This is a genomic window from Clostridioides sp. ZZV14-6009 (assembly GCF_020658095.1).
GTDB lineage: Bacteria > Bacillota > Clostridia > Peptostreptococcales > Peptostreptococcaceae > Clostridioides.
In genome coordinates this window covers 49,395-75,073 of record NZ_JAGWDG010000016.1, presented here as the reverse complement: position 1 = coordinate 75,073, position 25,679 = coordinate 49,395, and the positions used below count along the sequence as shown (strand labels likewise).

Below are 25,679 nucleotides of genomic sequence, written 5' to 3'. Positions count from 1 at the left end.
TATCTATAATCTAAACATATGATATGCTAATTTAGAAGAATATATAATAATTATAATTTAATCATATGATAAACTATTTTAGCAGTATCATATAATTCATCTATATTTACATATTCATTAACTGTGTGTACATCATACATCCCTAAACTTAATATAGCACAGTTATATCCAAGATTAGCTAGTATATTTGCATCACTCCCACCACCAATTACCATTGGATTTGGAACAACACCAACTTGTCTTATTGCTTCCTCACTTAATTTAAAAACATGACTGTCTCTACTAAGTTCAAAACTTGGATAAGACATATTATGTTCAAAAGTGTAAGTAGTATTAAATTTAGATGCAGCATCTAAACAACATTTTTCCATATGATTAAGTTCATATTCTAAAGTTTCAGGGATATGAGACCTGATTTCAGCAGTTAATGTAACCTTATCAGTTACTATATTTGTAGCTCCACCACCTTCTATTTTACCTATGTTTGAAGTTGTCAGAGAATCTATTCTACCTATATGCATATTGCTTATTGCATGAGAGGCAACCAATATAGCATTTATACCTTTTTCAGGTTCTATACCAGCATGTGCTTTTTTACCATAAAAAGAGATTTTTATAGATTCCTGTGCAGGAGCCTTATATGCTATAGAACCAATAGCCCCACCAGAATCTAAAATCACCATATCCTTGCAAGGTAAGTTATCAGGGTTAAAGTTTTTAACACCATGCATACCAGCTTCTTCACAAATTGTAAAACATAGATATATATCTCTATGTGGTATTTTTTCTGTAATAACATGTTCTAGAGCTTCAAGGATAGCGGCTATACCAGCTTTGTCATCTGCACCAAGTGTGGTAGTCCCATCACTTCTAACTATGTTACCATCTAGTATTGGATTTACACCTAAACAAGGTTGAACTTGGTCCATATGAGCACATAAACAAAGAGGTCTACTTCCTTCTTCGCCTTTTATATATGCGATGACATTTCCCGTATTACCACCATATTTTTCACCAGCATCATCTATAATAGCGTCTATATTTCTTTCTTTTAGATAGTTTACTATCCACTTGGACATTTCCAATTCTTGATTAGATGGACTGTCAATTCTAACCATATCCATAAAATTATTTATAAGTCTATTTTTACTTAACATAAATCATTTCTCCTTTTAGAAAAAAATTAAATAAATTACATACTATAAGAAGGGAATATTCCAGGTCCTAATGGAATATTAAACACCATAAATAGTATCAATAGTATAGTCCATACTATCAAGAATGATATAGAGTATGGTAACATATTAGCTATTACAGTCCCCATACCCGCATCCTTATCATACTTTCTTGTAAATGCTAGTATAATAGGGAAGTATGGGAATAATGGGCTAAGTGGATTTGTTATACAGTCACCTATACGATAAGCCATTTGTGTAAGTGCTGGATTGTATCCAACCATCATAAACATTGGTACGAATATTGGTGCAAGTATAGCCCACTTTGCAGATGCACTTCCTATAAATAAATTTATAAAGCACGATAATATAATAAATCCTATCAATAATAAAGGACCATTTATTCCTGCTGATTTCAAAAACTCTCCACCTTTTACAGCTAGTATTAAACCTAAATTACTGTTTGTAAATAATTGCAAAAACTGTGAAGCAGCAAATGCTAGTATTATATATCCGCCCATATCACTCATTGCACCAGCCATTATAGAGACAACATCTTTATCCTTTTTTATTTTACCTATAGTTTTTCCATATACAACACCAGGTATAAAAAAGGCTAAAGCTATTATAGGTACCATACCTTTCATAAGAGGAGCATTATTTGATAATAAATCTCCTGTTTCTGGGTCTGCTAAGAATGGTTTTTGACCAATTACACTAAGTGCTATTATAATTGCTACATATATTAATATACTTATACCAGCTTTTTTAAGTCCTTTTTTTTCTACATCGCTAAGACTACCATCAACATCTAACTCTGCATTTCCCTCGTATTTACCAAATCTAGGAGCTACAATTTTTTCTGTTACCCAAGTTGCCAATAATATTAATACAAAAGTTGATGCTATCATAAAAAATAAGTTCATTGTTGCATTAGCTTCAAATCCAGAATCAATCATCTGAGCTGCTGGTACTGTAAAGCTTGCAGCAAGTATATCGTTAACACTTATCATGATGTTTGCTGCAAATCCTAGACAGACTGCGGCATATCCAGAAAATAAACCTATAAGTGGATGTCTTCCAACACCAAGATATACAAGTGCAGCCAATGGTGGGAATAGTATTGTACCTGCATCTGATGCAATATTTGCAAGCATACCTATAGTCATTACAACAAGAGTTACTTTTGTTTCAGGAATTTTGCTTACTGATGCCTTTATTGTTGCTGTCATAAGTCCAGTTTTATCACAAACACCAGCACCTATCATAGTAACTAAAACTAGACCTAAAGGTGCAAAGCCTTGAAAATTACTAACAATATTTCCTAATAAAATCTGAAGTTGTTCTACAGTTAATAAATTTACAGCAGTTATAGTCTCACCAGTACCAGGATGAACTACTGATATACCCATAGAACCGATTATGCTAGATAGTATAAGTAAAAGTACACATAATCCTAAAAATATTGTAACTGGGTCTGGTAGTTTGTTACCAACAATTTCTATTCTGTTCAATGTTCTGTCAAAAAAGTTCTTCTTTTTAACTACGTTATCATTCATAATATCCTCCCTATGTTTTTAAAATATAATATTGAAAATGAGTATTGTGGTCAAATTTATGATGTAAATTATGACTGTCAATTTAAGACGTGTCCACAATGTGTCCTAAAAAAAGTATAAAATAAACTTTTTCCTATGTCAATGTAATTTTCTGAATTTTCTGGATGAGTGGTGTTAATTAAATATGCTTTAAGTAGATTGATACCGAATTATGTCTAAGTTATCTACATTATATATACGCTTTAAAATTAATTTTAAAACAAAGTTTTATAAAAATCTAGTGGAATATTAAGTTAGTAAAAGAATAAATTAATAAAATACAAAACTTTATAACAGCTAAAGTGGAGTATTTGGGTTAGAATTAAAAAATAATATGTAAGAGGATAAATTGTCATAAGAATATATGAAAAATATAAAAGATTAAAGAATGGTAGAGAAATAGTAAAATACACAAGTTTATATTATGATGAATATAACCTATGTAGGAGCTCTTTTTTAATGACTTTTGTATATGAGAATGCTATAATATATTCGATAATAAGTAAAGAGATATTAAAATAAAATTAAAAATATTAAGCTATTTATATGTTTTTGTAAACTAGATAGTAATATTATTATATTTTTATAAAAAATATATTGGAAATATAATCAATTTATATAATTGGAAATTATTGGATTGTTTTTAATATCGAAATAAAAAAATATGAGTAATAGTACTATATGATAGTTAAATCACTTTTTAAATTAATAAATAATGTGAGAGTTTATTTATAAGTGTATCAACAGTAGTTGAACTGTAGAAGCATTAAATAATTCGTGAATGAGAGTGTGTAATGTACAAGGGGGGTATGATGTTAGAAACAATATTAAAGAATTTTAAAGCAAAGAAGATGAATTTGTATAAATCTGAAATTAGATTGAGAAATTATCGAAGTTTCTGTGGTTTATCATTATTAGGACTCACTATTTCAGCTATGGTGTTTGTATTTGGATTAATTTTATCAGAAGTTGTTACTTTTAATATAGAGTTTTTTATTATACTTGGATACTTTTTTATTCTTTATATTATTTCTAAATTTTACTTAAAAAAACATTCTCAGTATATAACACTTATCTTTTATTTGGCATTAACTCCAGCTATGATAATGGGTATTTTGATGGGAACTTTTCTAGATAAAACAGAACCATCAATCACGATTATGGTCTTTATATGTGTACTTCCTTTATTCATATTGGATAAACCGTGGAGAATTATTCTCTACATAACAGGAACTGCTATAATCTATGGTATTTGTTGCTTTATAGCAAAGGATATAAATATGTTTATGGCGGATTTAGTTGATTTAGTTATTTTTTATTTTTTATCTGTAGGTGTCAACTTTTTTATTCTAAATGACCGTATCGAAAGTGTAGAAAACTACATTAAATATAGAACTAAATCAGAAATTGATTTATTGACAGGTATATATAATCGAGGTGCTGGTGTTGAAATGATTGAACAGCTTATGGACGAAAAAAAGTATGGAGCCTTTATTCTTATCGATATAGATGATTTTAAATATATCAATGATTCTTATGGTCATATTGTAGGTGACCGTTATTTACAAGCTGTAGCTGATAATATAAAGAATATTTTTTATGATAGTGTAGTTTTAAGATTAGGTGGTGATGAATTTGCCATCTACGCTAAGGATTTAAATAATGAGGAGAAGTGTAGAATGCACTTTGAGAAATTATTTGATGCGTTAAATAATATGGAAGATTTATCACAGAATAATTATGTATTTCATATTAGTTTAGGATGTTCAATCTGTGATAAAAATATTACTAATTTTGAAGATTTATATAGTAAGGCAGATGAAGCTCTTTATGCAGCAAAGGAAGCAGGAAAAGGGTGTTATCGAATAAACTGATTTAATATTTTATCAGGATTTCTATCTATATCGAGTAGAAGTGAAATTGAATCAGAGGTATGTCCTGGTGTATCTATGATTTTTCCACATAGCTCTGCTTCAATTTCTTTACGATTATCATCAGATATAAGAAAACATCTCTTTTCAAATTCCTGTTTTAGTGGGGGAAACAAGTTTCTATTTTATTAAAAAAACATACCACACTTACAATTATACTTCAACATAACTTTATAAATTTTGCAATTAGTACCTATTTGCAAAAAAACAAGACAATAATTATATGCTATAAAAAAATGAAATACAAGAAAAGATGGTAGAGCCTCTATGACATATACCACCTTTTATATTATATAAATCAATCTTTAACAGACCTATAAAGTTTTGTCGTGTTTTTCTAAGAATGTTAAGTATTCTTCTTTAGTCATAACTGGAGTAAAGGCATCCAGTATATCTTTAGTCTCCTTAGCATTATCAAAAAGAAGGTCTACAACTGTAAGTGCCATAGCCTTAGCAGGAACTATGTAAGCTAAGTCTTCATCAACTATTTCAAAATCTCTCGTATGAAGAGCACCTTTTACACCACCAATCATAGGGTGAAGGGTAGGCATTATATGAGATACATCTCCAAAATCAAATGAACCAGTGAAATCTCCACCATCGATAATCTTTCCTTTTAAACCTAAATCTTCAAGGTTATTTTTAAATAGGTTATCAAGGTTTTTGTATCTTAATATTGGTAGATACCCAGGAATTTCAGTTATCTCAACATCAGCTCCAACCGCCATTCCACCAGCCATTAATGCTTTATTTATTCTTTTATTAGCATCTATCATGCCATTTATAGTTCTGGCTCTTACATATGATTCCATATGAACATCAGCAGGAACAACATTTACTATATCTCCACCTTTTGTGATGATAGGATGAAATCTAACTCTTTCAGATTCTTTAAAAGTCTCTCTAAGTGCATTTACATTATTTATAGCAAGCATTGCTGCATTTAAAGCATTTATTCCATCATGTGGAGCAGAACCAGCATGAGATTCTTTTCCTATAAATTTAACCTTTTTGCCGACAAAGCCATTACTTTCAGGGCCAACTAAAGCCTTATCCTCTCCTAAATCTGAAGAGTGAAACATCATAGATATATCTATATCATCAAAATAACCTCTTTTTATTAGTTCTTGTTTTCCACCAAAGTAAGTTATTTTTCCTTCTTTTTTCAATTGTTCTCTGTATTCTAATTCAATAAATTCTTCAGCAGGAGTAGCCATAAAAGATATTTTACCATCTAAATGTTCTAAAACTCCACTTTTTACTAAACCAACAGCAGCACCTAACATTCCAGCTATTTGTATATTATGTCCACAAGTATGAGATGCACCTATTTCATTAGAATCTTTATGTTCTTTGCATGATATACCATCTAATTCTCCAAGTATAGATATATGAGGACCTTCTTTACCAGAATTTGTATCTGCCTTACATCCTGTAACAGCTATATTTTTTTCGACAGATAAGTTTAGTTCTTGTTCAAAAAAGTTTGAAACAGCTTCTGTAGTTTTATACTCTTTATATCCATATTCTGGATTCTTGTAGATTCCATGACCTATTTCTAATATTTTTTCTTTGTTTTCATCGATAGTCTTTATTACTAGAGATTTTAATTGTTCTTTATTCATAATAAGTTCCTCCTATATTTTACCTTGAATACTTAAAACTATATGAGCTATACTTGCACATGCAAAGAATATAGTTGTAAAAACAACAAGTGATATTATAACTATTTTCCATGACATTTCCTTTAAAGCTTCTATTTTGTTTCCAACAGAAATTCCTGCAAAAGCTAGTAGAGGAGTAGTTATAGCCATAAAATTAATATTATTAGTGCTAGTTAAGAATACTTCAGATGTTGGACTATATGGCATACTAAGTAAAAGACCTATTATAGTTGCAAATCCAAAAGCAGGAAATATTGATTTAGGAAATAAATCCTTTATAATCATAGCAGCCATAGCAGCTAATATTAACATTACCATTCCAGGAAAAGCTGTTACTATAGATGTACCAACACTAATTCTTTGCCCTATAAGAATTATAACTCCAATAATAGACATAACCAATAATTGATATGAACTTTTCTTTAAATCTAAATTAGCAAACATTTATTAGCACTCTCCTTTTGTAGTTTTTGTTTCTTCAGCCTTTTTACTTCTTGAAAATTTAGGTTCTAAAATTTTGTACATAAAGTTAGTAAATGGTAAAGATACAAAGACCAAGAATATAATTCCTGTTATACTAGACATCATATTACTTGTTGCTGCATAGGCAAGTATTGTATCTGCCATTTCTGGAGGTACCATGGTAGAAAGTGAACCAGCAGCTGCGGTCATCATACTTCCACTACCGACACCACAAGCCATTCCTAAAGCATATGGATGAAGGCCACTATAAATTGACACTGAGCCTAACACACTAAAATATATAGTACCAAGAACTGTACCCATTAAATATGTACCAAGTACGCCACTACCTTCTGGAGAATTTATTCCATATTTTTCAGATATAACTCCTAAAGAAGGTTCACGGCTTATACTTGCAGTAGCTCCAATAGCTTCTCTTTTCATACCAAACATTAATGCAAGAGGTAATGCAACTATTGGTGCAAGTATGTGACCAAATTCTTGAGCAAGAAATGCAGGTCCAGCTTGAATTATCTTATCGATGTTTGGACCAACAGTAGTCCCATATTTTATACCAAGCATTACTAGTGCAATTCCAACAACTTCACCAGCAATATTGATTTCTTTTTCTCCAATAACTTTTTTAAGTGCTTTAATTTTTTTTCCCAATAAGTCAGGTGTTATTATAAGTCCGATTATAACTGCATAAAGCATTGGAAATAGTATTATAGAAGCTGAACCAATAGCTAAGGTTCTTTGTCCTATAAATTCACATATTACTACTAAGATTAAGCAAGTTAAAAAGACTTGAATAAAGTGTTTTTTATTAATTTCCATGATTGCCTCCCTAAAAAATAAATATTGTACTTATTTGAATTTGAAATAGAAAATACGCTTTCTTAAATATAATACGTTTTCCTAAGTTACATAGAATTATATAATAAAACTAAATTACATAGAATTATATAGTAAAATTGTTTTTCAAATAAGTTTCAGAAATGTCAATAACATGTCCTTAATTAAGGATAAATCAAAAATTTAACATTGTCAACGAAAAAATATCTAAAATATTACATAACTTCAAAATAGTAGCATATAAATTTATTTATTAAAAATTTGCTTAAATATTGTAGGAATAAAATATAAAAAGCTTTAAAATATATAATATAATAGTAAAATTAATAAATTATAAAGTATACGAGAAAAAAGCAATTTAATATAATATATAATAATTTTAGTGGGTGATAATAGGTGAAAATAAATAGATTAACAGAAATAATAGTAATACTATTAAATAAAAAATTAGTTACTGCTAAAGCGTTGGCTGAGAGGTTTGAAGTTTCTACAAGAACTATATATAGAGATATAGAAACTCTGTCTATGTCAGGGGTACCAGTATATATGACTAAAGGCAAAGGAGGAGGAATATCTTTAATAGAAGAATATTCTATAGACAAAACTATATTGTCAAAGGAAGATAAGGAGAGTCTAATAATAGCACTTCAAACATTGCAAGCAACAAAGTATCCAGAAATAAATTCAGTAGTAGATAAAATTGGTTCAATATTTGGAGAAAGTAATTTTGCAAACTGGATTGAAATAGATTTTACTGAATGGGGAAGTAATTTTAATGAGGATGATAAATTTACAAAAATAAAAAATGCTATTTTAAGACGCAACACTATAAATTTTGATTATGTAAATAGTTTTTCAAGTCAGACAAATAGAACTGTCGAACCTATGAAGCTAATGTATAAAAGTAAGACTTGGTATTTGTATGGGTTTTGCAAATTAAAGGACGATTTTAGAATATTTAGAATCAGTAGAATGAAAAACTTAGTAGTAAAAGAAGACTTATTTTCAAGAAAGATGATTGAAGAGGCATGTTTAGATGACTCTAAAATAATTAAAGAACATATTGTAACTCTAAGGCTAAGATTTAAAGAAAAGATGCTATATAGAGTTTTTGATGATTTTAACAATGATTTAATAACTAAAAATGAAGATAATACGTATGATGTAATTGCAGAATTCCCAATTGGAGAGTGGATTTATGGATATATCTTATCTTTTGGAGATAGTGTTGAAGTACTTGAACCTAAATTCATTAGAGATAATGTTATAAATAGATTGAAAGAGATGTTTAATATGTATTCCTTATAAGTTACTATTACTAAATTTAATTATATTAAAATATATGACATATAGATGTCGTATTTTATAAATTATAATTAAATCAAATAAACATATAATCAAAAGCAATCAATAAAGCTAAAGTGAGGTATAAAGTATGGATTATGAAATAGTACATATAAGTGAAAAAATAGTAGTAGGTGTATCAAAAGAAACTACAAATAACAATGGGCAAGCAGTAAAAGACATAGGTGAATTATGGAAAAACTTTATGGGGAAAGGTATCTATAATGCTATAAAAGGTAAAAAAAATGATAAAACAATAGGTTTATATACAGACTATCAAGGTGATTTTACAAATCCATATAACTTTGTAGCATGTTGTGAAGTAAATAGTGAAGATGATAAGGATAACAATCTAAGTGAATTTAATGAAAAAGATATTTGTGGAGAGTTTGTTATAAGTAAAGTTATACCAGGTGGTAAATATGCAAAATTCACTATAACAGGAGATATACAAAAGTCAGTAGGAGAATTCTGGTTTGAGTTTTGGAAAATGGATTTTGATAGAACTTATATAAGTGATTTTGAAGAATATCAAAATAATACATATGATATGAATAAGCAAGAAGTTCATATTTACATTGGAATAAGATAAATTCATTGATAAATTTTAATAGATAAAACTTATTATAGGGATAAATAAGTTGATAATCATGAGGGAGTGTATTATACACTCCCAATTTTTATTTTATCTTTAAAAGTGATAATATTATATTTTCTTTAATTACATAATTTTTGAGTAGTTCACAAAGTTCTCTATCATCATCTCTAATCAATATTTTGTTCATAATTTAAATCTACCTTTAGCAATATGTAAGAATTTATTAATTATAATAGGCTATAAATTTAATTATAATTCAGCCGATAATACATGTATATTATACAAATATTTTCAATTTATTATATTTCTATATAATTGGTTTTTTGACAACTTTTTACGTTTTTATATGATTATGTTTTTAATAACTCGTCAAAATGCCAAACATATATTACAATAGAGATATAAGTTTTTTAATTGATAAACTGTATTAATAAAGTTGAATATAATATAGCATGAATATGTACTTTTATTTATAGATGAAATGTATTTATTATGTAGGGAAAGTAAGTCAGTAAGTATAGACAATGACTGAAAAATAATAGCATTTATTGTTACAAGTATGGAGGAGTTAGTTTTATGGAAAATAAAATTTTAATAGTAGATGATGCTATTTTTATGAGAATGATGATTAAAGAAGCTCTGAGTAAAAGTGGTTACGATAATTTAGTAGAAGCAAGTGATGGAGAAGAAGCTTATAATATGTTTAAAGATGAAATGCCTGATTTGACACTACTTGATATTACAATGCCTAAAAAAGATGGTCTAGAGGTATTAAAGGAAATAAAAATGTTGGATTCAAATGCTAAAGTGGTGATGTGTTCTGCAATAGGGCAAGAAAATATGATTGTGGAAGCTGTAAAGCTTGGAGCATTAGATTTTATAGTAAAGCCATTTAAAACAGAAACATTGATTAAAGTTGTAAATAATGCCTTAAAATAAAGGCTGTAAATACACCTTTATATAGTAAAAATACATAAATGTAACAATAGAGGGAGGGGTTTATATTATAAATTATTCACAACTTGATGATGTCCATATAGATGCTCTTAGAGAAATTGGTAATATAGGCTCTGGGAATGCAATTACTGCACTTGCATCCATGATAAATAGTAAGATAGAAGTATTAATACCTATGGTCAAGATACTTGAATATAGTGAAGCTACAAATTTACTTGGAGGTCCAGAAAACAAGGTTGTATGCATTTTACTTGATATGAAGGGCGATATTAATGGGATGTTTATGTTTTTGCTGGATGAATCAATCACTCAACTTATGCTTAACTCTCTTTTTAATAAAGATGAAGCTTTCTTAGACGAAATTACAGGTATTGAAATTTCTGCAATCAAAGAAATAGGAAATATTATGGCAAGTTCTTATGTAAATGCTATTGCATCTATGCTAAATATGAACATAAGTATTTCAGTTCCAGATATGTGTATTGATATGGTTGGAGCTGTGTTAAATGTACCTATGATAAGATTTTCTGATGTTGGGGACAAAATTTTATTTATAGAAAATAAATTTAAAAATAGCGATAATTATTTTATTAGCCACATATTGATGATTCCAGAAATGGACTCGCTTAAAGAAATATTAGTAAGATTGGGATTAGCAGTATGAGTAGAGAGATAATAGTAAATATTGCAGATATGAAAATAGTGTATAAACCAAATGTTTTGGTTACTTATGCACTTGGCTCTTGTGTAGGAGTATGCTTGATAGATAAAATAGCGGGAATTGGTGGAATGTTACATGTTATGTTGCCATATAGTAAAGATGCTATTCATATTGAAAATAAATGTAAATTTGCTGACACAGGAATAAATGAACTTATTAAGTCTATGGAGCATATAGGTGCAAATAGGACATATATAAAAGCAAAAATAGCTGGAGGAGCCCAGATGTTTTTAGGAAATAGTAATTCATCAATTGCAAGCATAGGCTATAGGAATGTTGAAGCAGTAAAAAAAACTCTTTTAAGCTTAAACATTCCTATAATAGCAGAAGATACAGGAATGAATTATGGAAGAACAATACGCTTTTATACTGAGACAGGGGATTTAATTGTAGACTCAATAAATAAAGGAAAAAAGAAAATATAGCTATATTTTTATGTAGAATATGTTTAAGGGGGAGGTATTAAATGAGATTTCCAGATGACCCATATTTAGGTTATGAGTTAGTCGATGAGGGGATTAAGTACCTAAAATTTAAAGTAGATGAACAGAACTTTGGGATTGAACTTGAAAAAGTCATAGAGATTGTTGGGAATCAGGAAATCATATTTATTCCAGAACTCCCAACCCATTCAAAAGGAATAATAAATTTAAGGGGAAAAATTATCCCAATAATAGATATGCATTTAAGACTGAGGAAAAATAATTTAAATACTACTGATTATGTATATATAGTAATAGTTGAGCTGGAAAGTTTAGTAGTTGGATTTGTAGTTGATAAAGTTGAGGAGATAATAGGTTTAGAAGAAAATCAAATATCACCTCCACCAAGGGTTACTCTTGAATATTCAGATTATTTTGTAAGCGGTATTGGAGAGATAGACAATCAAATAATTGCCTTGTTAGATTTGGAGAAGCTTTTGACAGATGAAGAAGAACTTTTAATAGATGAATTGCTTTGTAAATACAATTGCACTATCATGTAACACATATATATAATTATAGTGGCATTGTAATTATATTATAATGGGAACATTTGGAACTATAGTGGTATAATTATTAAGTATAAGAATTTTAAATTATAAGAATTTGAATATATTATGTTTAAGAGAGGTTTGGATATGGAAAATAAGCAACAAGGAACAATTTTAGTCGTTGATGATAGTGTTCTAATGTGCGATTTAATAGATAAAACACTTACAAAAGATAATTTTAAAGTCATAAAAGCCTTTAATGCAATAGAAGCAAAAGAGTGTATTAAAGAGTTTACACCAGATATTATTCTGCTTGATATAATTTTACCAGACAACTCTGGATTTGAATTATGTAGAGAAATGAAATCTAATATTCGTACAGAAGACATACCTATAGTTTTTATAACTTCAAAAAATACAGACACAGATATAGTAAAGGGTTTTGGAGTAGGAGCGATAGACTATATGGTAAAACCTTTTAGTATGACAGAACTAAAAGCTCGTGTTATGGCTCACATTGAAGTTAAAAAATCTAAAGATAAATTAAGAAAAATAAATGATGAGCTGGAATCTTCTCTTGAAAAATTAAATAGATTAGTTGTAAGAGATTATCTTACAGGTCTTTATAATAGACGTCATATAATTAATCAGCTTATGGAACAAAGAAAAATTAATAGATATAGTCATGAAACAGTGTCTCTTATTCTTGGAGATATTGACGATTTTAAAGTTATTAATGATACTTATGGTCATGAAGCAGGAGATTTTGTGCTAACAGTAATCTCAAGTATAATTAAAAAGAATTGTAGACAAATTGATACTGTATCAAGATGGGGTGGAGAAGAATTTTTGATAATGCTCACTAATACTTCAATAGAAGGAGCAAAAATGCTTTCAGAGAGAATTCGCAAAGAAATAAAGGAATTTGAATTTAACTATAAAGGAAATGAAATAAAATGTACTATTACATTAGGAGTAGTAGAGGTAAACTCAACTATATCATTAGAAGAAAATATATCCCTAGCAGATAAGGCAATGTATGAGGGTAAAAATCTAGGAAAAGATTGCAGTGTAGTAAGTACAATGAATGGACTACAGAAGATATAGATTGATATCTTGATAAACTTACTTTATAAAGGAGTATAGATATGAAAAGAGAAGTAAAGCTTTCCAAATTGGCAATAGTATTGCTAATTGTTATAGTACTAGCCGTTATGGCAGGAATTTTTTCTTCAATTTCATCTTATAGAGCATTTGAGAAAGTGGAAAAAAGTATCAATGACATGAACAATTTGAGAAATCAAAGTCAGTATATAAAAGACACAACTGGAGAAGTTTGTGACATGTTAAGAAGATACGTTTTTACAGGTGAAAAAAAGAATAAGGATGTCTATGAAAAAGAGCTATATGGAAAAACAAGAGAATCCGCTTTAAATAAACTTGAAAAAATTGGTCTTACAAAGACTGAGTCAAATAAAATTTTGGAAGCTAAAGAGATATCTGATTCTTTGGTACCAAAAGAACAAAGTGCTATAAATGCAGTTGAAAGTAATGACAAGAGCTTAGCTCAAAGCATAATTTTTAGTAGGGAATATGTAGAATCTCAAGAAAAAATGGATTCTTTAATAGATGAATTTCAAGAGGATGTAGTTACTCGTTCAAATGCTGAAATTGTGGAAGTCAAAAAAGAATTACAAAGTTTGATACTAAGAACGATATTTATACTCTCACTATTAATCATATTAACAATGATAGAATATACAGTAATAAAACTAAAGATAGTAATTCCTATTAATAAAGTAGAAAAACACTTTTCAAGAATTGCATCTGGTGATTTAAGAACAAGCATAGATGTTGAAGAAAGTAAATCTGAAATAGGAATGTTAGTAAGTTCTGTTAAAAAGATGCAAGATATGTTGTTAAATTATATAGACCTTATAGATAGTACATTGACTAGTATCGCAAAAGGGGATTTAAGAATAGACATAGAACAAGAATTTATAGGAGATTTTAAATCAATCAAAACATCATTAGAAAGTATAATAAATTCTTTTAATGATGATTTCTATGAAATAAATCTATCAGCTGAGCAAGTTGCAAGTGCATCAGAACAAGTATCAGCAGGCGCACAAGCTCTTTCACAGGGTGCTACTGAACAAGCTAGTTCAGTAGAAGAATTAGCCTCTACAATTAATGAAATATCTGATGGAATTAAGCAATGTGCAGATAGTGCTAGTCTTGCATGTGAAGTATCTGACCAATCAGCACTACAAGTTGGTTTTGGAAGTAGATGTATGGATGATATGATGACATCAATGGGGGAAATAAGTGAAAAATCAAATGAAATATCAAAGATAATCAAAACTATAGATGAGATAGCTTTTCAAACTAATATTCTTGCATTAAACGCAGCTGTTGAAGCAGCAAGAGCAGGTCAATATGGTAGAGGATTTGCAGTTGTTGCAGATGAAGTTAGGTCTTTGGCTGGAAAAAGTGCTAAAGCAGCTCAAAACACAGCAATTCTTATAGAAGAAGCTATTAAAACAGTGGAAAATGGTGTCAAAATTGCAGAAGAAACTGCAAAAGCATTAGACTTAGTTGTAAATGATGTAGAAAAAACTACTAATTATATTAATGGAATTTCTTCATCTGTACATAGTCAAGAGATAGCAATTACACAGATTTTATCTGGAATAGAGCAAATTTCAATAGTAGTTCAAATGAACTCTGCAACAGCAGAGGAAAGTGCTGCAGCTTCAGAAGAAATGTCTGCTCAGGCGCAAATTTTAAAAGAATTAGTAGAAAAATTTCATCTAAAAGAAAGTGAGATAAGAAAATCATCGTGGATTTAGATTATAGAATATTATATATAATGAAAAATAGAAATTTATTTGTCGACTGTAGGTGATAAATATGAATTATATTGAACCAAGTATGAGACCAATGTTAGATATGTTTATCTTTGAGACAAGTCTATTACTCGAGCAATTAGATGAAATTATGATTCAGACAGAAAAAGAAAGAGTATTTAGCAACAGTAATATTAATGAAACTTTTAGAATTATGCATACAATAAAAGGCTCAGCTTCTATGATGGGTCTAGACAATATGTCTGCTTTAGCACACAGTGTAGAAGACCTATTTTATATTATACGTGAAAGAAAAATAGAGATTATAGATAATGATTTATTGTTTGATTTAGTTTTTCAAGCATTAGATTTTATAAAATCTGATGTTGGGAAACTACAATCAGGAGATTGTATAACTTCTGATTGCTCTAGCTTTATAAAAGATATTGAAGATTATGTAAGTACTCTAGAACTATCAAGTTCTACAAATTTACAAGATAAGTTGAACTTAGAAGACACATACGAAAAAGAAATAACTAATTTAAATTTTTCATATAAAGAAGGCTCAGACATAGTTAAAATAGTTTTTGAACAAGATTGTATGATGGAAAATGTAAGAGCCTTTATGCTTACATTTGAATTGCAAGATTACTGTGAATTTTTAGCATTTTATCCTGAGGATGTAGAAAAAAATACGGATACAGCAGAATATATTAAAAAATATGGATTTTATATACAATTTATCGATAAAGATGATAAGAACATAATTTATAAAACAATAAAAGATAATCTATATGTAAAAGAGTATTCAAATGTTGATAAAGATGATATATATACAAGTGAAAAACAGGATAATATGTTGGCGAAAAAGTTAAAAACTAATTTGGAGATAAATTCCAAAGATGAAAATAATTTTGTAAAAGAAAAAAGTGAATTACAAGAAAGTGTTTTAAATGAGGAAATTGATTTAGAGCAAGATGGTTTAATTGAAGAAAATGAGCATCTGCCAATAAGTAAACAAAATATTATGACTGTAAATTTAGAAAAACTAGATTTGCTTCAAAATATAGTTGGAGAAATTGTAATTATGGAATCAATGGTTGTAAATAGTGTAGATTCTAAAGGTGTTGATATAGATAATTTCAATAAAGCAACAAGACAATTACATAAGCTTACAGATGAATTGCAGGATATAGTAATGTCAATGCGTATGGTTAAAATTGCAGGCGTATTTCAAAAAATGCATAGAATTGTACGAGATATGAATAAAAAATTAGAAAAAAATGTTGAACTAATAACTATAGGAAATGAAACAGAAGTAGATAAAAATGTAATGGATAATTTAGCAGAACCATTTATGCATATTATAAGGAATGCTATGGACCATGCAATAGAGCCTGCTGCTGAACGTATATCTAAAGGTAAAAAAGAAATAGGAACTATAATTTTATCTGCTGAAAATTTAGGTGGAGAAGCTGTCATAAGTATTTCAGATGATGGGAGAGGCCTCATGAAAGATAAGATTTTGGAAAAAGCTAAAGAACAAGGTCTTCTTAAACATCAAATTAATGAATATACTGATGATGAAATTAATTCTTTAATTATGACTCCAGGATTTTCTACAAAGGAATCTATAACTGAATTTTCTGGTAGAGGAGTAGGGATGGATATTGTTCGTAAAAGTATTGAAAAAGTCGGCGGTTCAATTGGTGTAAAAAGTACAAAAGATGAAGGAACAACATTTACTATAAAAATACCACTGACACTTTCTATAGTAGAAGGTATGGAGTTCAAAGTTGGAAATTCGATGTTTACTTTGCCAATATCATCAATAAGAAGTACATTTAAACTTGCAGATTTAAGCCAAGTAATTAAAGATGGCAGTAAAACAGAATTAATTACAATATATGGAGCATGTATTCCTATTATAAGATTACATAAAATATATGATATTCATACAGATATAACTGAATTAGTAAATGGGAATATGATAATCATAGAAAATGAGCATAAAGCAGTATGTATTTTTGTGGATGAAATAATAGGAACTCAACAGGTTGTAGTAAAGCCATTTCCAGTTTATTTTAACAGGTTTAATATGAAAAACAATGGTTTTTCAGGATGCACAATACTTGGTGATGGAAGTATAAGTCTGATTATAGATGCAGATAACATTATGGAAATATATTAGGGGATTTAAAGTATGTCTACAGATGAGATTATAAAACAAGTATTAACATTTTATGTTAATGATGTTATTTATGGAATAGAATTAGAAAATGTAATTGAGACTATAAGGTTTCAACCAATAACATATGTACCACGTCTTCCAAATTATATAAATGGAGTTATTAATTTGAGAGGAAGAATTATACCAGTTATTGATATGCATATTAGATACAATCTTCCTGAAGTTGATTATAATGAGAGAACATGTATAATAATTATAAAAATTGATGAGTATCAAGTTGGAATTATTGTAGATAAAATTGTTGATGTTGTTCTTATAGATAACTTAAACTTACTAGAGACAACTATTTCTAACAACGTAAATATAAATAAAGTTATAAAAGAGATTGTAAAAGTTGGAGATAATTCTATACTAATTTTAGATATTCGAAAGTTTCTAATTGGCAGCATGTAATTAGATTTGACAAATTAGCAGGAGGAAGTTTTTGTATGATAAAACTTACTGATGAAGAATTTAAAATTCTTGTAAACTATATAAAAAAAGAGTATGGAATTGATTTAAGCAAAAAAAGGGTATTAATTGAAGGACGACTATATAATACAATGCGAGAGAGAAAGTTTAGTTCTTTTAGTCAATATATGAACCTATTATTTAAGGATAAGACAGGAAATGAAGCTATAAACTTAATAAATAGGTTGAGCACAAATCATACATTTTTTATGAGAGAACATCAGCATTTTGAGTATATGTATAATAATGTACTTCCTTTTTGGGAAGAAAATAATAAACTCAGAAACTTAAATATATGGAGTGCAGGTTGCTCCAGCGGAGAAGAAGCATATTCAATAGCTATGATTTTAGATGATTATTTTGGAAGTAAGAAAGATTTGTGGAATATTAAAATTATAGCCACAGATATTTCAATGAATTCACTTGAAAAAGCTAAAAGAGCTATATACACAGAAGCAAATGTTGATAATGTTCCAAAATTATGGAAGAAGAAATACTTCATAGATAATAAAGATGGTACATTTAAAGTTTGTGATAAGATTAGAAAAAGTGTATTTTTTAAAACATTCAATTTAATTGAAGATTTCTCACATCAATTTTTTGATTTGATTTTTTGTAGAAATGTTATGATTTATTTCGATTTAAAAACAAAAGAAGAGCTTATAAGTAAATTTTATGATGTAACTAAAAAAGATGGCTTTTTATTTGTAGGTCATGCAGAGATAGTAAATAGAAGAAATACAGAATACAACTATGTAAAACCTGCTGTTTATAAAAAATAGAAGAATATTTTGGGTATATGATTTTGTGGGGGCGGTAATGTGGAAAATATTAATAACATGGTCATTGCTATAGGCGCATCTATAGGTGGTACAGAAGCAATACTTGAGATTATAAAAGACTTACCAAAATCTACACCAGGGGTTGTTGTGGCTCAACATATGCCAGCTATATTTACTGAGATGTATGCACAACGACTTGATAAGCAGTGTATTATGAATGTAAGAGAAGCTAAAAATAATGATAGAGTAGAGCAAGGAAATGTACTTATTGCACCTGGTGGATATCAAATGAAATTACATTTAGATAAAGATGGGTATTATGTAACTTGTGAAGAAGGTAAAAGAATAAGTGGACATTGTCCATCTGTAGATGTTTTGTTTGACTCAGTAGCACAAGTAGCAGGTAAAAACTCAATAGGGATAATACTTACAGGAATGGGTTCAGATGGAGCAACTGGACTTTTGAAAATGAGAGAAAAAGGTTCATTTACAATTGGGCAAGATAAAAATTCTTGCATTGTATACGGAATGCCAATGATAGCGTTTGATAGAGGTTCTGTTGTAATCCAATTACCACTTGATAAAATTTCAAGTTGTCTGATAAGTCATCTTAATATTTGAAAAGCAAAAGATTAATTTTTATAAATAAAAATTAATCTTTTATTAAAATATATGGATAAAAAACCCTAGAAACTCCAAATATAATAAGAGAGATTTATATTTAGGAGGAAAATGATAAGATGAAATTTTTTAAAGTAAATACGAAAGCTAGAGTTTTAAGATATGTGTTTGTTTTATCCTTGACTATAATAGCTGTTTTAGCAATTAAACATGACTATAGATATAATAATTTAGGGAAAGATGCTTTACTTAATCTAAATAAAGATAAAGAAGCTGTAAGCGTTATGAGCAATCAATCATTGCCAAAAGATATTACAAATAGTAAACAAACTTTATCAGTAAGTACAATAGGAAGTAAAACAATAGTTAAAAATGATGAATATATAGAAAGCACTATAAATATGCCTATAATAACAAATTCAAATAAGATTGTTGAAAGGTCTACAAATGATAGAATAAAAAATGATATATTTGAATTTTATAACAAATCGTATAAAGAGGCAAAACAATACCTTAAAGATAATCCTGATGAAGAAAATAAATTTGTTGCAAATGTAGACTTTGAACTTAAAAAGAATACTGATTCTACTCTTAGTATAAAGGTAAGATATTATACTTATAGTGGTGGAGCACATGGATATTATCAAGATATAGCTTATAATGTAGATATGAGAACAGGTAAGTTTTTAGAATTAATGGACTTATTTAAAGATAATGCTAAATATAAAGAAGTTATAGATGAGGAAATTAAACAACAAATAACTGATTTGGAAAAGAAAGATAAAGAAAATGTAGGAATATATAATTTTAAGGGGATAAAAGAAAATCAAAATTTTTATTTGCAAGATGATAACTTAGTTATATATTTTGATTTATACGATATAACTCCATATGCAGCGGGAATACCAGAATTTTCAATAAATAAAAAACTAATAAGCTACATGTTAAAATCGGAGTATGTAGATTTGTTTAATATGAAATAGGATTGTTTAATATGAAATATATTTATTTAATATGAAATAGAATTTGTATTAAAATGTTATGTTATAATATCTAGCATAGAAACTTATTAAAATTGGGGGTATGTAAAATGCTACTTTTAAAAAAAGATGACATAAAAAAAGTATTTACTATGAGAGATGCAATTGAGGCTGATAAAGAAGCTTTTAAAATTTATTGCGAAGGGAAAAGTGTAACTCCTTTGAGAACTAATATACCAGTTCCAAGTCAGGATGCTAGTATGTTATTTATGCCAGGATATGTAGAGGACTTAGGGTGTGCAGGAATAAAAATTGTATCTGTATTCCCTAAAAATGCTCAAAAAGGCAAACCAGTAATTCCAGCAACAGTATTATTATTAGATGGCGAAACTGGAGAAGTATGTGCTGCTTTAGATGGTACTTATATAACTCAAGTTCGTACTGGTGCAGCATCTGGTGCAGCTATAGATGTTTTGGCTAAAAAAGATTCTAAGATAGGGGCTTTAATAGGCTTAGGAGGACAAGGTGAGTCACAACTTGAGGCTATGTTAGAAGCTAGAAATTTAGATGAAGTAAGAGTTTTCAGTAGAAATAAAGAAAGTAGAGAAAAATTTGCAAAAGAGATGAACTTAAAGCTAAGCAAATATAACACTAAAATAGTTGCAGTTGAGTCATCTGATGAAGCCATAGATAATGCTGATGTAATAGTTTTAGCAACTACATCAAAAAAACCAGTATTTGATGGAAATTTAGTGAAAAAGGGAGCATTAGTAAGTGCTGTAGGTTCATACTTACCAGATATGCAAGAGATGTGCCCAACTTGTTTAATTAGAGCATCTAAGATATTTTTTGAATCAACAGATGCAGTTTTATCAGAATCAGGAGATATATTGATTCCTTTAGAAGAAGGTAAAATAAGTAAAGCTGATTTTAGTGGTGATTTAGGAAATGTTATAAACGGAACTATTTCTGGAAGAGAAAATGATGATGAAATAATTGTGTTTAAAAGTGTCGGAATAGGTGTACAAGATGTCGTAACAGCAAAAAGAATATATGATAAAGCAAAAGATAGAGGGATTGGAACAGACTGGAAGTGGTAAAATTTTCAAAATAAAGTTATAATTAGACAAAATTATGCTATAATATCAATAAATAAATTTTTTTATTCAATTAACTGAGGGAGGATATTTGTATGAAAATGGTAAAAAAATTAATCTTATCTGCTATTATGGCTTTAGTTTTAGTTCTAACTATAGGCTGTTCTAATGCAGAAGAAAAAGTAAAATCGAATTTTGAAGCTAATTTAGCAGCACTAGAAATGTATAAATACGATGAAAAAGGTATTTCTGAAGCTTTGACAGAAGCTGAATATAAACGAATTCAAACTTATAACAACGTAGATAAAGTTTCAATGCTTAATCAATTAACACCTCTTTATGGAAAAGAGAATGCTGAAAAGATATACAGCACAATTGTTAAATTAATACAAGGTGTTGAAAAGACAGTAACAGTAGATTCTTCTAGTAAGGATAAGATAACTCTAAAAGTTGTAAGTAAAGCATTGGATACTAGTAAAGTAATGTCTGAGGCAAATGATTTAGTAAAATCATATGTAACTGATAAAAATAATTACAACAAAGCAGAAAAAGAAGTTCAAGACGATATGGCAAAAATGATTATCGACCTTTACAACAAAAAGCCAACTAAGGATGTTACAACTTCAATTACATATACTAAAAAAGATGGTAAATGGCAACCACCTAGCAATATACAAAAATTATGTGAAGGAATATATACAATTTAATTTATTTTAAAGACACTAAAACTATCTTTTAAACATATAATAAACTGTTTGGAAGATAGTTTATTTTATTATTTATTGAACACTACCTTTCAAATTTATTTGATATACTTGGCAGTTTTGACTATATAAAACTTTCAATACAATTATGTTATATCTTGATAAAACATGGTGAATAATTGTATGTTATATAGTCGAAAATATGATATATTAATATTATATTATATGATAAAAGTTTATTTATATGCTTTTAGGGAGATTTTTTATATAAAATGAAAGGGGTGTTTTTATGTTATCAAGGAAAGAATTAAAAAGAGTATCAAAAGCTCAGTTATCTGGAAACTGGGGAATATGTGCAATTAATATGGCAATATATATTGCGTTGATATTAGTTATATCATTTATAGGATTACCTTTTGAGCCTTTAACTACTATCATAGTAGCTATAATAGGTTTTTTAGTTGCAGCAGGATTTACATGCATGTTTTTAAAGATTACTAAAGATAAAAAAGTCAAGATGGGAGATATCTTCGTAAATGGAAGAATTTATTTAAGAAGTTTTGGACTTTATATATTAGAATCAATTGCTGTTTATATTTATTCTTTTATAATTACAATTATAGGAGCATTTTTATCATTTGGAGTTTTACTTACTAGTGGAGCAATTGAATATCTATCAAGTAATAACGTTGGAGTAGGAACTGTAATTTCTACTGCTATAACTCTAGTTATTATAGTAATTGTGTTGATGTTGCCAGTTTATATATTGCTATTATACATTTCTCAAGCTGCTTTTTTAATATGTGAAGACAAAGATAATCTGGGTGTATTTAAAGCAATGGGTGCTAGTTTAGATATGATGAAGGGAAATGTACTTAAACTATTTATATTAAATCTTAGCTTTATAGGATGGTATATATTGACTATATTCACTTTAGGAATAGGTTTGTTATGGTTAATTCCATATATAGGAGTTACTAATTGTAATTTCTATAGAGAATTATTAAAAGATAATCCAGATGTAGAAAATATATTGCTAGATAAGGAAAAATCTTATTCTATGTATTAAGATAGTTTTATAGTTAAATAAAATAAAGCTTTATTTAGATATTAAAGTATAAGAATGACAAGACTGTCTTTTACAAGAACTATTTCTTTAAAGGACAGTTTTTGTTATTAAAAAAATAAATGGTTGACATCACATAGACTACTGTGATAGTTTTAAATTATAATATTGACTATTGTGATAACCATATTTGAGGAGCGATTTTATATGGAAATAAAATTATTTGATTCAGAACTTAAAGTGATGGAAGTTCTATGGGAGATAGGAGAAAGTAAAGCAGGGGAATTAGTAAAAATTTTAAAGGAAGAGACCGGATGGAATAGAAACACTACGTATACAGTTATAAAAAAATTAGTATCAAAAGGTGCAATAGAAAGAATTGAACCAAACTTTGTTTGTAAACCTTTAATAAGCAAAGAAGAAGTTCAAAAGCATGAAACAGAAAGCTTAATTAATAAAATGTTTGGAGGGTCTTCAGAAAAATTTCTTTCAGCTTTTATTAATAAAGAAAATCTCTCAAGTGATGAGATTACAAAACTTAAACAGATTGTTGAGAAATTAAAGTGAGGTAAGATTAATGTTCACTAAATTATTAGAAATGAGTGTTACTTCTGGAGTTTTAATTTTAATTGTTATTTTTATAAGAGCATGTTTGTTTAAAAAATTGCCTAAAAAGGTATTTGTATTATTATGGCTAGTTGTTCTGTTTAAACTTTTAGTACCAGTAAGTTTAAACTCTAGTTTTAGTATTTATAGCATTATTGAGTCAAATTTTGATGCCCAATTGGGAAATACATCAGCTGTAAATTATTCAATTAAGAAAAATAATAATTTTATAAGCAAGAATAATTTTGGAGAGTCTAAGGCTTTATTTAATCTTGAGAATTTTACAGCATTTGAAATCTCAAGTATTTTAACGTTTGGAATTTCTATTATTTTTATTATGTTTTTATGCTTTAAGTATATCAGGACGATTAATCTTTTTAAAACTTCGATACATATAAAAAATCATGAATTTATCAAAAAGTGGGCATATGATAATAGGCGTCTTAGAAAATTTTTTGTTTGTATATCTGAATTTACTAAAACACCACTTACGACTGGTATTTTAAAACCAAATATCATTTTGCCAAAACAAATGGACTATAGTAATGACCAAACTTTAAACTTTGTTTTAACTCATGAATTAGTTCATATTAATAGGTTTGACAATATGTTGAAGTTTTTTATGCTTGTAGCCCTTGCTATTCATTGGTTTAATCCTTTAGTTTGGGTAATGCTTTTTTTATTAAATAAAGATATAGAATTTAGTTGTGATGAAAAGGTAATGAGTATAGTTGGTGAAGAATATAGAGCTGATTATGCAACTGCACTTATAAGTTTGGCAGAGGAACATAATACATTTCCAATGACACTTTATAATGGATTTGGAAAGACAAAGATAGAAGAAAGAATAGTCAATGTTATGAAGTTTAAAAAATCAACCTATATTACTTTTTTGGTTTCAGCTGTGTTAATTTGTGGAACTAGTGTTGTTTTCGCAACTGGGAATAAAGAAATTGATGAAGTTGAATCTTTTAATCTAATGGAAAGTGAGCAAAGTAATGAAAATGACTTTTCAATAGGAGGTCAGCCATTAAAAATAGAATCTAAGATAAGTAGCACAAATACTTCTATAGGGTTATCAGATGAAAGTAATGGAAGTATTGACTTAAGTACATCAGAAACATATAAAAATCAGAAAATTAGTTCAAAGGTTGATGGCGAAGAAGTATATTCTGATGTGTTAAAGTATTCAGTTGTACCAGTTGATAATGTTTCTAAGAATATATCTGTAACAAAAAGTATGAAGACTTTAACAAATAATAAAGTGCAATATAAAGCTTCTGAAAGTAACTAGGTATATGACAAATAAAGATGGATTGAGAATTAGGGATACTATCTTAAAATAATTAAATTTATTTTGAGATAGTATTTTTTATTAAAAAATTTTATAGAAATACTTGACACAGTAATGACTATTGTGATAGTCTGAAAGTGTAGTTAATAACTATTGCAATAGTCGCTATGAACTACACTACCCAAATAAATCTCTAAGAAAGGAAGATGAGTTATGAAAATAAAAAAATCCCTTATAAGTGCAATGATGGTATCTGCTATGGTACTAGGAGGAACAGGAGCAGTATTTGCAAGTGGAAATGACGATGTATCTAATATTGAGTTATCCAAGTTTAAATCTCTAGTAGAATCAGGGGTAACTGAGCCTGCTGACTTAGAAAAACATGGAGTTGAGTATTATACTTATGAAGAGTATGCTAAGCATATTGAAGAGTTAAAAGCATATGCTAAAGACCCTTCAGCAGTTAAAGATGTAAGTTCAAAAGACCTTGAAGATACAATTAAGACTATGGAAAAAGATTTAGAAAAGATAAAAACTGAAGGCTTAAAGATTATGAAACCTATCGTAATAGATAATGAAGATGGAACTCAATTGGCAGTTTCTTTATCTAGAGCTGATATAGCTGAATAATTAATATTAAGTTTTTTAGTGATAAGTATCAAAAGTAGTTAAAAAACTAAATAAGCGTAATTAAACATAGC

General features: G+C 28.3%; 25 protein-coding genes. 20 read left to right on the top strand and 5 right to left on the bottom strand.

The annotated features are described in order from the left end of the window. Window positions 1-50 precede the first annotated feature (50 nt). Entirely contained in the window at window positions 51-1,157 is a 1,107-nt protein-coding gene (locus tag KGF36_RS16600) for a M20/M25/M40 family metallo-hydrolase (protein ID WP_227842765.1), read from the bottom strand. A gap of 35 nt (window positions 1,158-1,192) precedes the next feature. Continuing rightward, window positions 1,193-2,734 (bottom strand): AbgT family transporter, encoded by a 1,542-nt coding sequence (locus KGF36_RS16595; protein WP_227830005.1) that lies wholly within the window; start codon window positions 2,732-2,734, stop codon window positions 1,193-1,195. Between the two features lie 851 nt (window positions 2,735-3,585). Here KGF36_RS16595 and KGF36_RS16590 point away from each other — a divergent pair. Continuing rightward, the gene (locus KGF36_RS16590) at window positions 3,586-4,647 is read left to right on the top strand and encodes a GGDEF domain-containing protein (protein WP_227830004.1); all 1,062 of its coding nucleotides are present in this window, start codon (window positions 3,586-3,588) and stop codon (window positions 4,645-4,647) included. A gap of 371 nt (window positions 4,648-5,018) precedes the next feature. Here the strand turns inward: KGF36_RS16590 and KGF36_RS16585 are convergent, their stop codons facing one another. The 3 genes from KGF36_RS16585 to KGF36_RS16575 are packed head-to-tail and all read right to left on the bottom strand — an operon-like array spanning window position 5,019 to window position 7,667. Beyond that, on the bottom strand, window positions 5,019-6,329 hold the full coding sequence (locus KGF36_RS16585) for a M20 family metallopeptidase (RefSeq protein ID WP_227830002.1): 1,311 nt from the start codon (window positions 6,327-6,329) through the stop codon (window positions 5,019-5,021). Window positions 6,330-6,341: 12 nt separating this feature from the next. Next, a complete protein-coding gene (locus tag KGF36_RS16580) occupies window positions 6,342-6,812 on the bottom strand; it encodes a hypothetical protein (RefSeq protein WP_227830001.1) in 471 nt (156 codons plus the stop codon). 3 nt (window positions 6,813-6,815) lie between these two features. After that, on the bottom strand, window positions 6,816-7,667 hold the full coding sequence (locus KGF36_RS16575) for a DUF3100 domain-containing protein (protein ID WP_227830000.1): 852 nt from the start codon (window positions 7,665-7,667) through the stop codon (window positions 6,816-6,818). A 414-nt stretch (window positions 7,668-8,081) separates the two neighbouring features. Between KGF36_RS16575 and KGF36_RS16570 the strand changes: the two genes are divergently transcribed. From KGF36_RS16570 to KGF36_RS16480, 19 genes are all read left to right on the top strand, one after another. Beyond that, window positions 8,082-8,993, top strand: coding sequence for a helix-turn-helix transcriptional regulator (locus KGF36_RS16570; RefSeq protein WP_227829999.1), 912 nt, complete (start codon window positions 8,082-8,084; stop codon window positions 8,991-8,993). Window positions 8,994-9,120: 127 nt separating this feature from the next. Continuing rightward, window positions 9,121-9,621 (top strand): GyrI-like domain-containing protein, encoded by a 501-nt coding sequence (locus KGF36_RS16565; protein ID WP_227829998.1) that lies wholly within the window; start codon window positions 9,121-9,123, stop codon window positions 9,619-9,621. A 582-nt stretch (window positions 9,622-10,203) separates the two neighbouring features. After that, complete coding sequence (locus KGF36_RS16560; protein WP_227829997.1) at window positions 10,204-10,566, top strand: response regulator; 363 nt, start codon at window positions 10,204-10,206, stop codon at window positions 10,564-10,566. Window positions 10,567-10,600: 34 nt separating this feature from the next. Further along, window positions 10,601-11,248 carry a chemotaxis protein CheC gene (locus KGF36_RS20530; RefSeq protein WP_413926889.1) on the top strand — a complete coding sequence of 216 codons (648 nt, stop codon included), beginning with the start codon at window positions 10,601-10,603 and terminating at the stop codon, window positions 11,246-11,248. Further along, on the top strand, window positions 11,245-11,730 hold the full coding sequence (locus KGF36_RS16550; protein ID WP_227842761.1) for a chemotaxis protein CheD: 486 nt from the start codon (window positions 11,245-11,247) through the stop codon (window positions 11,728-11,730). The genes KGF36_RS20530 and KGF36_RS16550 overlap by 4 nt, the downstream gene beginning before the upstream one ends. A 41-nt stretch (window positions 11,731-11,771) precedes the next feature. Beyond that, on the top strand, window positions 11,772-12,290 hold the full coding sequence (locus KGF36_RS16545; protein WP_227829995.1) for a chemotaxis protein CheW: 519 nt from the start codon (window positions 11,772-11,774) through the stop codon (window positions 12,288-12,290). 135 nt (window positions 12,291-12,425) lie between these two features. Next, window positions 12,426-13,385: a diguanylate cyclase gene (locus tag KGF36_RS16540; RefSeq protein ID WP_227829994.1), complete on the top strand. Its 960-nt coding sequence runs from the start codon at window positions 12,426-12,428 to the stop codon at window positions 13,383-13,385. A gap of 41 nt (window positions 13,386-13,426) precedes the next feature. Continuing rightward, a complete protein-coding gene (locus KGF36_RS16535) occupies window positions 13,427-15,130 on the top strand; it encodes a methyl-accepting chemotaxis protein (protein WP_227829993.1) in 1,704 nt (567 codons plus the stop codon). A 61-nt stretch (window positions 15,131-15,191) separates the two neighbouring features. Continuing rightward, window positions 15,192-17,318 (top strand): chemotaxis protein CheA, encoded by a 2,127-nt coding sequence (locus KGF36_RS16530; RefSeq protein ID WP_227829992.1) that lies wholly within the window; start codon window positions 15,192-15,194, stop codon window positions 17,316-17,318. Between the two features lie 12 nt (window positions 17,319-17,330). Continuing rightward, entirely contained in the window at window positions 17,331-17,771 is a 441-nt protein-coding gene (locus KGF36_RS16525) for a chemotaxis protein CheW (protein ID WP_227829991.1), read from the top strand. Window positions 17,772-17,806: 35 nt separating this feature from the next. Next, window positions 17,807-18,610 carry a CheR family methyltransferase gene (locus KGF36_RS16520; protein WP_227829990.1) on the top strand — a complete coding sequence of 268 codons (804 nt, stop codon included), beginning with the start codon at window positions 17,807-17,809 and terminating at the stop codon, window positions 18,608-18,610. A 39-nt stretch (window positions 18,611-18,649) separates the two neighbouring features. Continuing rightward, a complete protein-coding gene (locus KGF36_RS16515) occupies window positions 18,650-19,231 on the top strand; it encodes a CheB methylesterase domain-containing protein (RefSeq protein WP_227829989.1) in 582 nt (193 codons plus the stop codon). 119 nt (window positions 19,232-19,350) lie between these two features. Next, window positions 19,351-20,214: a DUF3298 and DUF4163 domain-containing protein gene (locus tag KGF36_RS16510; protein ID WP_227842759.1), complete on the top strand. Its 864-nt coding sequence runs from the start codon at window positions 19,351-19,353 to the stop codon at window positions 20,212-20,214. 107 nt (window positions 20,215-20,321) lie between these two features. Continuing rightward, on the top strand, window positions 20,322-21,311 hold the full coding sequence (locus tag KGF36_RS16505; RefSeq protein WP_227842758.1) for an ornithine cyclodeaminase family protein: 990 nt from the start codon (window positions 20,322-20,324) through the stop codon (window positions 21,309-21,311). Window positions 21,312-21,403: 92 nt separating this feature from the next. Then, window positions 21,404-22,015 carry a hypothetical protein gene (locus KGF36_RS16500; protein WP_227829986.1) on the top strand — a complete coding sequence of 204 codons (612 nt, stop codon included), beginning with the start codon at window positions 21,404-21,406 and terminating at the stop codon, window positions 22,013-22,015. A gap of 286 nt (window positions 22,016-22,301) precedes the next feature. Then, window positions 22,302-23,081 carry a DUF975 family protein gene (locus KGF36_RS16495; RefSeq protein WP_227842757.1) on the top strand — a complete coding sequence of 260 codons (780 nt, stop codon included), beginning with the start codon at window positions 22,302-22,304 and terminating at the stop codon, window positions 23,079-23,081. 204 nt (window positions 23,082-23,285) lie between these two features. Next, window positions 23,286-23,645: a BlaI/MecI/CopY family transcriptional regulator gene (locus KGF36_RS16490; RefSeq protein WP_227829984.1), complete on the top strand. Its 360-nt coding sequence runs from the start codon at window positions 23,286-23,288 to the stop codon at window positions 23,643-23,645. Between the two features lie 10 nt (window positions 23,646-23,655). After that, window positions 23,656-24,978, top strand: coding sequence for a M56 family metallopeptidase (locus KGF36_RS16485; protein ID WP_227829983.1), 1,323 nt, complete (start codon window positions 23,656-23,658; stop codon window positions 24,976-24,978). A gap of 213 nt (window positions 24,979-25,191) precedes the next feature. Then, complete coding sequence (locus KGF36_RS16480) at window positions 25,192-25,608, top strand: hypothetical protein (protein ID WP_227829982.1); 417 nt, start codon at window positions 25,192-25,194, stop codon at window positions 25,606-25,608. The last annotated feature ends 71 nt before the right edge of the window (window positions 25,609-25,679 follow it).